This window comes from Clostridium sp., assembly GCF_026168755.1.
Taxonomy (GTDB): Bacteria; Bacillota; Clostridia; order Clostridiales; family Clostridiaceae; genus Clostridium.
Genome location: NZ_JAPFDR010000070.1, coordinates 1 through 11,019 on the forward strand (window position 1 = coordinate 1; position 11,019 = coordinate 11,019).

Annotated in this window: 11 protein-coding genes; 1 reads left to right on the top strand and 10 read right to left on the bottom strand. The window is 25.4% G+C overall.

The genetic code is table 11. From position 1 onward, the window contains the following. Positions 1 to 137: 137 nt before the first annotated feature. From Q0Y03_RS14380 to Q0Y03_RS14425, 10 genes are all read right to left on the bottom strand, one after another. Positions 138 to 1,190 carry an ATP-binding protein gene (locus Q0Y03_RS14380; RefSeq protein WP_297714496.1) on the bottom strand — a complete coding sequence of 351 codons (1,053 nt, stop codon included), beginning with the start codon at positions 1,188 to 1,190 and terminating at the stop codon, positions 138 to 140. Positions 1,191 to 1,404: 214 nt separating this feature from the next. Continuing rightward, positions 1,405 to 1,533, bottom strand: coding sequence for a hypothetical protein (locus Q0Y03_RS14385; RefSeq protein WP_297714497.1), 129 nt, complete (start codon positions 1,531 to 1,533; stop codon positions 1,405 to 1,407). 401 nt (positions 1,534 to 1,934) lie between these two features. Then, positions 1,935 to 2,870, bottom strand: a complete 936-nt coding sequence (locus Q0Y03_RS14390) for a GNAT family N-acetyltransferase (RefSeq protein WP_297714498.1) — start codon at positions 2,868 to 2,870, stop codon at positions 1,935 to 1,937. Positions 2,871 to 2,962: 92 nt separating this feature from the next. After that, positions 2,963 to 4,021: a 30S ribosomal protein S1 gene (rpsA, locus tag Q0Y03_RS14395; protein ID WP_297714499.1), complete on the bottom strand. Its 1,059-nt coding sequence runs from the start codon at positions 4,019 to 4,021 to the stop codon at positions 2,963 to 2,965. Between the two features lies 1 nt (position 4,022). Next, entirely contained in the window at positions 4,023 to 4,868 is an 846-nt protein-coding gene (locus Q0Y03_RS14400) for a 4-hydroxy-3-methylbut-2-enyl diphosphate reductase (protein ID WP_297714500.1), read from the bottom strand. A 121-nt stretch (positions 4,869 to 4,989) separates the two neighbouring features. Further along, entirely contained in the window at positions 4,990 to 5,652 is a 663-nt protein-coding gene (cmk, locus tag Q0Y03_RS14405; RefSeq protein WP_297714505.1) for a (d)CMP kinase, read from the bottom strand. 161 nt (positions 5,653 to 5,813) lie between these two features. Beyond that, a complete protein-coding gene (locus Q0Y03_RS14410) occupies positions 5,814 to 7,028 on the bottom strand; it encodes an NAD(P)/FAD-dependent oxidoreductase (RefSeq protein WP_297714501.1) in 1,215 nt (404 codons plus the stop codon). A 77-nt stretch (positions 7,029 to 7,105) separates the two neighbouring features. Continuing rightward, positions 7,106 to 8,002, bottom strand: coding sequence for a MurR/RpiR family transcriptional regulator (locus Q0Y03_RS14415; RefSeq protein ID WP_294137333.1), 897 nt, complete (start codon positions 8,000 to 8,002; stop codon positions 7,106 to 7,108). A gap of 113 nt (positions 8,003 to 8,115) precedes the next feature. Then, on the bottom strand, positions 8,116 to 8,655 hold the full coding sequence (locus Q0Y03_RS14420) for a class I SAM-dependent methyltransferase (protein WP_297714502.1): 540 nt from the start codon (positions 8,653 to 8,655) through the stop codon (positions 8,116 to 8,118). 10 nt (positions 8,656 to 8,665) lie between these two features. Beyond that, entirely contained in the window at positions 8,666 to 9,406 is a 741-nt protein-coding gene (locus tag Q0Y03_RS14425; protein WP_297714503.1) for a pseudouridine synthase, read from the bottom strand. A 226-nt stretch (positions 9,407 to 9,632) separates the two neighbouring features. On the opposite strand from Q0Y03_RS14425, the gene ilvA reads away from it, so the two are divergent. Continuing rightward, positions 9,633 to 10,832, top strand: coding sequence for a threonine ammonia-lyase (ilvA, locus tag Q0Y03_RS14430; protein WP_297714504.1), 1,200 nt, complete (start codon positions 9,633 to 9,635; stop codon positions 10,830 to 10,832). The last annotated feature ends 187 nt before the right edge of the window (positions 10,833 to 11,019 follow it).

Consider the following 11,019-nt stretch of genomic DNA (forward strand, 5'->3'; position numbering starts at 1 on the left):
AACGACTTAGGCTTGAAAAGCCTAACGCGTCAATATATTAAAATTCATTAAACTTAAAGAACCGCCGTGTACCAGACCGGTACGCACGGTGGTGTGAGAGGTCGGTAGATAAAATAATTATCTACCTCCTACTCGATTTAACTTTTAGGTATTTTAATAATGAATTCGGTAAATACATCATTACTTTCTACTTCTATAACTCCATTATTCTTTTCTACAAGTTCTTTTACGATTGAAAGTCCAAATCCATTTTCTTTATTTTTATTCTCTTTAGTTGAAAATCCTGGTTGAAATATTTTATCAATTATATCTTCTTTAATTTTAGGACCATTGTTTTTAACCTTTATTATATTAAAATTTAAACTACAATACGTTTCAATCTCTATAACCCCAGTTCCATTCATAGCTGTAATTGCATTTCTCAATATATTAGATAGTACTCTTTGGAACTCTACTTCTATCATATTAATATCATTGAAATCTATTTGCTCATTTATAACAACATTTATTCCTCTATGATCTATTCCATTAATAATATAAGATATACTAGAATTATTTATTGTTTCAGATTCTATTAATATATTATTATAACCATTAATTATTTTCTTTAAAGAATCTCCTAATTTTTCGTAATTACCCATAAGATATAATCCATATAAATATGATAATTGAGAGCCATAGTCATGCTTAACTTTTTGTAGTTCATTAATCTTTTTTTCTAAACACTTATTTAATTCATTAATTTCCTTAGAATTTTTTTCTATTTTTACAAAATAAATTATTATATTTAAAATAAATATTCCTAATAAACTAAAAATTATTTCATTAAATCCCGATGGCTCTAACTCATAAGACGTTCTATAAAAAAACATTATAAAATCAGCTAATATAGTAATAATAATTAATGAAAATATAGAAAAATTCTTACTTCTAACACTTCTATAAAGTTCATAAAATTTAATTCTATAATGCAATAAAAAATAAGCCATTATATATTGTGGAAAATAAATATATAATATAGCTGCTATTTCGGTATATTTTTGAGATATATTATTAATAATAAAACCAAAGAAAATAGTAGTACATAATATAACATTTAATACTATACATAACTGAATTATATTAAAAGCTATTATTGCTGCTACTGAATCTTTCCTAAACATTATTGAACCAAATATCAGTAATATCACATGTAAAAATATAGCCCCCAAACTTGAATTTCCCATAATAATAGTTGTAGTTTGTATTATAGTACATAATATGAATGTATATAGAATAACCTCTTTTTTGCCTTTTTTGTATATAGGCTTAATACAATAATTAGGTATAAATACAAATATAAAAGACTGTAAAATTGTATTTATTATGTCTGCTATAATTAAAGTCACTTTAATAAAAACCTACTTATCTTAAATTTTTCATTGATTCTGGCATTTCTTCAGCTCCTACTGTAAATGCTGATGCTGGATTTAAATTTACAAAAATACCAACTAACATAAACAAAAATCCACCAATATATTTTTTCAATTTCATTTTAATCCCTCCTTTTTATTACATTATTATACATTACAACCATAATTATATCATATTTCTTCATTTTTGCAATTTATTTTATTGATAAAGTTGATTATTTTTCTTTATATTATTTTAATATTCCCTTATTAAGGATGCTGTTTTATTAAGAAATTAACACATTCCTTTATCTATATCATCTAATCTTTTATGAGCTGCTTTAACACTTGTTTCTGTTTTAACAACTCTTTCTTTAAATTCTTGTATATATCTTTGCTGTTCTTTAATATCTATTTTTATATAATCATTTAGATATATAATATGGCTTAATAGCTTAGAATTTTTATATTAAAAAAGAAGCTAGATTTTACTCTAACTTCCCTATTACTCTAATTTATTTATAAATACTTTTTAATATAATTTTATCTTTCCCATCTATTAATTATAGATTTAGGAGTAAATCCTATCCAGTTATATAATTTTAATGCATTATAATTAGTTTCTTCAACTCGTATATATAAATCATAAATATTCATATTCTTAGCTGCTTGAATTAAATGATTTAATAAAATTTTACCAAAGCCATAATGCCTAAATTCATTTAATATGCCAAAATTAACAACAGTGTACATATCTCTATTATAAATAATTTGTCCATATCCAATAGCTATATTATCAACTTTAATAAAAAGCGATAAATCTTTAATATAATACTCTTGTTCTATATCACTTTCTATATCTTCGACTTCTAAAGGAACTCTAGTTGAAGCAGAAAAAATAGAGTTTTGCAACTTACAACGTAGTTCTTCATCTCTATTTAAAATAACTTTTTCTATAGAAATTTTCACTTCTTTAATATTGTAATTATATAATAAATTTATTGTTTTTAGTAAATTTATATTATTTTTTAATGATGATATTAGATTATTTATTTTTTGCGTTTTATTATAATCCTCTAAATTCATACTCATCAAAATTGAAGGTTTTACTTTTTTAAATCCTAATTTTGAAAGCATTTCATTATTGGTTTTATCATCACAAGTTTCATAAGAGAGAATAGTATTATTAAAGTTATTCAGAATATTAGGTGATAATAAATCTAAGTATTCTTCTTTAACATATAATGACCATACTCGTACTGGAATTTCTACAGGAACTTCATACCATATATAACCTATAACTTTTTTATTATAGATAAATAGTTTAACAAACTTTTTTAAAAAAATTTTTAAAAAGAATTTTTCATTTTCATAGTATTCAAAAAAGTTTTTATCGTAGTTTTCTTTACTAAATCTCTCTAAATTCAAAGTTTTAAAATTCTCAAAATTATGACTAGACAACCTTTCTAACAATACCATACTTAACCCCTATTTTTAAATTCTCTCATAACCCTTAATAGATAAAAAGATTACACTTATATATATGTGTAATCTTTTTTTATTGCTAAAAATTATTGTGCATCTTTAATACTTAATGCAATTCTTTTATTTTCTTTATCGATACTTAAAATTATACATTTAACTTCTTCATCTATTTTTAATACTTCAGATGGATGTTTAATATGATCATGGCTTATTTTAGAAATGTGAACTAACCCATCGATTCCAGGTTCTAATTCTACAAAAGCACCAAAATCATTAATTCTAACTACCTTACCTAAAACAGCTGAATTAACAGAATATTTTTCTTCTACTACGCTCCATGGTTCTGGAGTTAAAGCTTTTATACTTAAAGATAATTTCTTTTCTTCTTTATCTAAGCTTAAAATCTTAACATCAACTATTTCACCAATTTTCAATATTTCTTCACAAGAACTAACATGCTTCCATGAAAGTTGAGATAAGTGGATTAAACCATCAATACCATTAATTTCTGCAAAAGCACCAAATTTAGTGAATCTTTTGATTTCAGCTTTTACAACATCACCTTCATTTAATGAATCCCAAGCTAATTTTTCTTTTTGAGCTTTAGCTTCTTCTAATATTATTCTTCTTGAAGCAACTATCTTTGAAAGATTATCTCTTGAAAAATCAATTAATCTAACATTTAAAGTAGTTCCAACTAACTCTTCTTTATTTTCTATATATTTTATATCTATTTGTGATGCTGGAATGAATATTCTAACACCATTATAATATGCTACTAATCCTTTTTCTTTAGCATCTTTAATAATAACATCAAATTCAGATTTATTATTGAATAAATCTTCTAATTTAGATAATGTTTCTTCCTTTTCGTATTCTAATCTAGATAAAACTACATAGTTATCTTCATTTTTTAATTTTATTACTTTAGCCTTTATTGTATCTCCAGTTTTTAAAGTTTCTAATACAGAATCAAGTCTATCTTCAGATGTTAATTCTTTAAAAGGAATTATTCCATCAGACTTATATCCAACTAAAGATATTTGTAATTGCCCATCTTTTATTGAAAGTATTTCTCCTTCAATTTCATCACCAATTTTAAATCTTCTATCCATTTCATTCATTAATAATAATTGTTCTTCCATTTTATAATCCCTCCATAATTTTGATTACTTCCTTTATAATCCAATCTGGAGTTGAAGCTCCAGCTGTTATACCAATATTTTTAATATTTTTATTTTCTAATAAATCTTTAGGTAATTCACTAGCATTTTCAATGTGAATTGTATTATCACAGTTTGATTTAGCTATTTGATATAATTTAGTTGTATTTGAACTATGTTTACCACCTATAACAATCATGAAATCAACATTTTTTGATAAATCATATACACTTTTTTGTCTTTCTTCAGTAGCTGCACAAATTGTATTAAAGGATTTTAATTCCTTAATTGATTCCTTAGATAAATTATTTATTGTTTTATCCCAATTTTCTTCTTTTTCTGTAGTTTGGGAAACTACACAGACTTTATTAGGAAGATGATCTTTAAAGCTACCATCATTAGTAATTATGGCATCATTATTACACCAACCATTAATACCAACAACCTCAGGGTGTTTTTCATCACCAAGAATAACGATTTTATATCCTTCATTAGAGAATTTATTAACCTTTTGTTGAATATTAGTTACAAATGGACAAGTTGCATTTATAACAATTAACCCTTTTTCATTTAGATCATCAAATGTTTTTTTCGATACACCATGAGATCTTATTAAGATAACATCTCCTTTAGTTAAAGTATCTATGTCATTTATGTCTATTGCATATATACTATTTTCTTCTAAGTATTTTACTACATCACCATTATGTATTAATGGACCCAATGTATATATTTTTTTATTAAATTGTTTTTGTGTTTTTATTGCTTCATCTACTGCTCGTTTAACTCCAAAACAAAAGCCAGCATTTTCAGCTAATAATACTTTCATAAATTTTCTCCTATATTCTTTAGTTTTTTAATGAAATTTGCTACTTATTCATTATTTTTAAGAGTAATTTAAATTATTAAATAAAAGATTTATCTTAATAATTTAAATATCATCTCATAATCTATTGTAAAGCATTTTCTATAAAATTACAAATTATTTCAGTAACTTCAGTGATATTATAATTAGAGCTATCAATTTCTATAGCATCATCAGCTTTTTTTAATGGATCAACAGCACGAGTGCTATCAATATGATCTCTTTTTAGTATATCTTCTAAAAGTTTATCATAATTAACATCTAGACCTCTGTTTAAAAGTTCTGTATATCTTCTTTTTGCTCTTTCTTCTGGAGATGCTGTTAGGAAAAATTTAAATTTAGAATTTTTTAACACTACTGTTCCAATGTCTCTACCATCCATAATTACATTATATTTTTCTGACATTTTTCTCTGTAAAGTAACAAGCTTATTTCTTACTTCTGGAATAGAAGCATAATTAGAAACTATTTCACTTATTTCTGGCATTGTAATTTCATTTTGAATATTAACGCCATCTAATATTAAATCATCATTTTCAAAATGCATTTCCATGTTATCAATCATTGTCATTAATGCATGGATATTAGTAGTTTCAATACCATTTCTTTTAGCTAATAAAGCTACTGCTCTATACATTGCTCCAGTATTTATATACATTAAATCAAATTTTTTACCTATTAACTTAGCTATTGTACTTTTCCCCGCACCAGCTGGTCCATCTATTGCTACAGATATCTTCATAATAATTTTTCCACCTTTCAAATAAAACCTCTATCTTATGTTCTTATTAATTATATAATTAAAATTAAAATATAACAATCTTTAAAGGAAACTTGCTATTTATTATAATGGAAATAAGAAGTAACTATTATGGATTTCCAATAACAAAATGTCATTTCAGACTATTATTAAATATTACTTCCAGCGATATATCCAGTTGATAATGCTATTTGTACATTATAACCACCAGTAAATGCATCTACATCTATAACTTCACCAGCAAATGATAAATTTGAAATTATTTTTGATTTCATAGTAGATGGATCAATTTCTAATGTATTAACACCACCAGCTGTAACTATTGCCTCTTCAATAGGTCTTAGACCTTTAATATTCATTTTTATATTTTTAATTATATGTATAAGTTTTTTTCTTTCTTCTTTAGTTACAGAATTTACTTTTTTATCTTCTTGAATACCACTTAATTTAATTATTAAAGGAATTATCCTTTGAGGCAATAAATCATTTAAAGAATTTTTAAATTCTTTGTTTTGATACTTTAAAAAGTCTTTTTGAATTCTTTTATCAAGTTCATTGATTTCTAATGCTGGCTTTAAATCAAGTAAAGCTGTATAACTTGAATCATTTTTTATAAATCTTGAACCTTTTAAGACCAGTGGACCAGATATTCCATAACTTGTAAAGAGCATCTCACCTTGTTCTTTATATAAAACTTTATTGTTTTTTAAAATACTTAATGAAATATTTTTAAGAGATAACCCCATTAATTCTTTCAGCCATTTTTCATTTAATTCAATAGGAACTAATGAAGGCTTTAAATCAATTATGCTATGTCCAAGTTTTTTTGCAAATTCATAACCATCACCTCTAGAGCCTGTAAGTGGATAAGAAACACCACCAGTAGCTATAATAAAAAGATCACCTATTATTTTTTGAGAGTTATTTATTTCAACCCCTAATATTTTATCATTTTTAGATAAAATATTAGTTACTTTAGAGTTTAGTTTAACTTGAACTTTATTTTCTTTTAATCCATTAGAAAGCCCTTTTATAATATCAGATGATTTATCAGATAATGGGAATATTCTTCCACCACGCTCTGTTTTTAATTTTATCCCTTGGCTTTCAAAGAAGTTTACAGTATCTTCATTTGTAAACGAGTAAAGTGAACTATATAGGAAATGAGGATTTCCATAAATATAATCAAAAAATTCACTTATATCTTTGGCATTTGTAACATTACATCTACCTTTACCTGTTATAAATAGTTTTTTACCAACTTTATCATTTCCATCTAAAAGAATAACTTCATGATTTTTAGATGCAGTAATTGCTGCCATTATTCCAGCAGGGCCAGCGCCTATTACAATGACTTTTGCCATTTAAAATCCTCCTAAATTTTATTTATAATAACTAAAGGAATTAACAAATGTTAATTCCTTTTTATGAATAAAATATCTTAATCATCTCCGAAATTTCTATTATTATAGGAGTAGACATTGTATTCTTGCCATATTTCTTCAAGACTATTAAATGTAGAAGAAATATTTTCTTTTTCTCTCATTCCAACTGCTATTATTAAAGCATTTATTACTGATAATGGGGCCACTAAAGAATCAACAAAAGATGCCATATTGCTTTGAGCAATTAATGCATAATCAGCTCTTGTTGCTAATGGCGATAAGAAACTATCTGTTACAGCTACTACTCTTGCCCCTCTATCTTGAGCAAATGCTAAAGCATCAATAGTTCTACTAGCATAACGTGGGAAACCAATCCCTATTACTAAATCTCCTTCGCCAACATTTATCATTTGTTCAAAGATATCAGAAATGCCGTAGCCAACAGTTTTTACATTTTGTAAAATTATATTTAAATAGAAGCCTAAAAATTCAGCTAATGCCATTGAACTTCTAAGACCTATTATATATATTCTCTTAGCAGTAAAAATATTATTAACAACATCTTCAAATGTATTATAATCGATTTTTTCCATTGTAGATCGAATATTTTCCATATCTGCTTTTAAAACACCCTTTAAAGCATGACCTTCAGTTATATAATCACTAGACAACTCTAATCTTTGTACTGTTGTTAATTTATTTTTTATTAACTCTTGAAGAGATTTTTGAAGTTTAGGATATCCTGAAAAACCTAATTCTATTGCAAATCTTACTACAGTTGATTCTGATACCCCAACTGAAGTTCCGAGTTTGGCTGCTGTCATAAATGCTGCTTTATCATAATTTTTTAATATGTATTCAGCAATTAATTTTTGTCCCTTACTTAATCTAGGAAATCTAATTTGAATTAACTTCATTAAATCCTTTGATTCATCATTAATACTTCGTTCCATTATTGTACTCTCCTAATTTAATTAACTTCAATTATTTTAGCATTATTTATAAATTTAATCAATGATAGCATATTAAAAATTGCAAGATTTATAAATAATAATTCAAACAAAGACTATTTTTTCTCCACAATCACTAATAATGGAGACTTATCAGATCTATTTATACATTCATGTACCATAACTCCAAACTTATTTTTAGGCAAGTTTCTCAAATATTGTAGAATGCAACTTTCTTCTTCCTTGCCTTCATTATGACCTCTATAAATAGCTATTGCCATTATTCCATTACTAGATAATAAATTTAAAGAGATTTGTATACTTTTAAGACTTGTTTCTGCAAGAGTTGTTATTTCCTTATTACCACCTGGCAAATATCCAAGATTATAACATATACAATTAATCTCTTCATTAACAAATTCATCTATTCTATGATGAGATTCATTTATTATTATTACGTTATTATTCTTATCTATGTATTTTTCACAAGCTTCTTTTTGAATTTCGAATGCATATACTTTTTTAAAGCAGGAAGATAAAAACTCACAATCATACCCATTTCCTAATGTTGCATCTACTGCAATATCTTTATTTTCTACATACTCACTAATAATATTATGTGCTAATATACTGACATCTGAAACATATTTAAACATAAGTAAACCCCTATAAACTTTTAATATAATTTAATTCGCTATCAGTTAAAGGTCTCCATTCACCTTTTTTTAGATAACCTAATTTTATATTTCCTATTGAAACTCTTTTAAGGCTTATAACTTCATGATTTAAAGAAGAGCACATTCTTCTTATTTGTCTATTTTTACCTTCGTGTATTGAAATTTCAACAGTTGACAAGATTTCATCACAGTTTTTTTTCTTATTAAATCTTTTTTCTTCAGATATTACTTCAATATCTGCTTCGGCAGTAACATAACCACCAATATCTATTCCTTTTTTAAAACGCTTAATATCGCTTTCACTAAATTTACCTTTACACACAGCAATATAATTTTTCTTTATAGATACTCTAGGATGAATTATATTATTATAAATACTACCATCATTTGTTAAAATTAATAGTCCAGAACTATCATAATCTAATCTGCCTATAGGATATATTCTTTCTTCAACATTAACTATATCTAAAATTGTTTTTCTACCCTTTTCATCTTTAACAGATGTTATATAGCCTTCAGGTTTATTAAGCATTATGTAAACTTTCTTCTCTTCTACTTTTATAATTTCATTATTATACTCAACAATATCTTTTTCAGGATTAATCTTAGTTCCAACTTCAGTTATAACGGTACCATTTACTTTAATTTTTCCTTCTAGAATTATTTCTTCACACTTTCTTCTTGAAGCAATACCACATCTAGCCATATACTTTTGTAATCTTTCTTCCATTTTATTCACTCCGTATCTTAATATTCAAAGTAATTATATAGTTTATATTTAATTAATACAACTAAATATTTAAGGTTTATGTTATTAACATAAAATTACTTTAATTAATATTTACTTAGTAAAGAATACCTATTTTAAATTATATTCGATAATTGTATATTTTTGTGATAATATATATATATTAGAAAAAATGCTTAATGTTACATATCAGATGGGAGGCTATATTATGTATTTAGAAAAAATTAAGGAAGCAAGAGAAAATATAAGGGATGTAATTACTAAAACCCCATTATTATATAGTAATGTGTTTAGTAAAAGTAGTAATAACAATGTATATATGAAGTGTGAGAATCTTCAATTAACAGGGGCATATAAGATTAGAGGTGCTTTAAATAAAATAATTTCATTGTCTGAAGAGGAAAAAGCTAAAGGTGTTATTTGTTCATCAGCAGGAAATCATGCTCAAGGAGTTGCATATGCATCATCATTAATGGGAGTAGAATCATGTATAGTAATGCCACAAACTACTCCATATTTAAAGGTTGAATCAACTAAAAATTATGGTGGTAATATAGTTCTTCATGGGAAATGTTACGATGATGCTTTTATTAAAGCAAAAACAATTGAGGAAGAGGAAGGAAAAGTTTTTATACATCCTTTTAATGATATGGATGTTATTTATGGACAAGGTACCATTGCATTAGAAATATTTGAAGAGATTAATAATTTAGATTATATACTTGTTCCAATAGGTGGAGGGGGATTAATTTCAGGTATAAGTCTTGCTGCTAAAGCATTAAATCCAAATGTAAAAATAGTTGGGGTACAAGCTGAAGGGGCATCTTCGATGGCATTAAGTATACAAAAGGATAAAGTTTGCACATTAGATAGTGTTAATACCATTGCTGATGGTATTTCAGTAAAAACACCTGGTGATAAAACTTTTGAAATCGTTAGAGAATATGTAGATGAAATTATAACAGTTTCAGAAAATGATATTGTTGAGTCATTCCTTTTATTAGTTGAAAAACATAAATTAGTAGCTGAAGCCTCTGGAGTTGTAACTTTAGCCGCATTAAAAAAATTAAAAGCAAAAAATAAAAATGTATGTTGTATATTAAGTGGTGGAAATATTGATATGCTTACAATATCAACATTAATAAATAATGGACTTGTTTCAAAGGGAAGACTATTTTGTTTCTCTGTTGAACTTAAAAATGTACCAGGAGAGCTATTAAAAATATCTGAGATTTTAGCAAAAGAAAATGCAAATGTGGTAAAACTTGAGCATAATCAATTTAAAGCTATTAATAGAATTCATAATGTATTATTAGAAGTTACTGTAGAGACAAATGGACATGAACATATTGAAAAGATAATTAATTCATTTGAAAGAGATAAATATTCTATTAATATTATGTATTAAATAAAACTAAAAAATATAAGTCGGCAATTTAAATTACCAACTTATATGGCCCTGTAAAAAACTTTGTGTAAACTGAATAAAATCAACTCCTTCTTGGCAATAATTGAGATAAGAAATTATTACAAGAAGGAGTTTTTTATATGTCAAATATGTCGAAAGAATTATTAAGAGAATATATTAAGGAGCA